At 62.6% G+C, this 645-nt stretch carries 2 protein-coding genes; both read left to right on the plus strand.

The features are described 5' to 3' along the window. On the plus strand, positions 1-431 hold a 431-nt coding region (locus tag RTN46_RS10070), incomplete at its 5' end, for a zinc finger domain-containing protein (protein WP_312181028.1). 117 nt (positions 432-548) lie between these two features. Beyond that, positions 549-645 (plus strand): VOC family protein (locus tag RTN46_RS10075; RefSeq protein WP_312181056.1); only part of this gene is annotated, 97 nt, incomplete at its 3' end.

The following is a 645-nucleotide window of genomic DNA, read 5'->3' on the forward strand; positions in this document are numbered from 1 at the left end:
ACGTCGACCTGGAGACGTTTTCCGGGTTGGTGGCCTCCCACCGGGCCCAGATCAAAGGGCTGCTGCGGGACCAGTCGGTGATCGCGGGCATCGGCAACGCCTACAGTGATGAAATCCTGCACGCCGCCCACCTCTCACCGTTTGCGAATGCTGCCAAGCTCAAGCCCGAGGAAGTCCAGCGGCTCTTCGAAGCCATGCGCGCCGTCCTGGAATCCGCGATCGAGAACGCCTCCGGCCGGCCGGCTGCCGAGCTGAAGGATTCCAAGCGCCGCGCGCTGCGGGTCCATGCCCGCACCGGCGAACCCTGCCCCGTCTGCGGCGACACCGTCCGCGAAGTGTCCTTCGCAGATTCCTCGCTGCAGTACTGCCCCACCTGCCAGACCGGCGGGAAGCTGCTTGCGGACCGGAGGATGTCCCGGCTGCTGAAATAACCTTCAGTATCAACCACGCGTATACCTAGCATCGAAAGATACCCCTTCCTCGAATAGGTGACACAGGCCACAGTTGCCTTAGATCAACTTGGCACCTATTCGAAGGCGAGATTCCCCGTGGAAAAACTCCTCTCCCACCTGGCACATCTGGAAATCACCAGCCCCGACGTCGAGGCCTCCACCCGGTTCTACGTGGAGAAGTTCGGCATGCGGC

This window comes from Arthrobacter sp. (assembly GCF_031988865.1).
GTDB lineage: Bacteria > Actinomycetota > Actinomycetes > Actinomycetales > Micrococcaceae > Arthrobacter_B.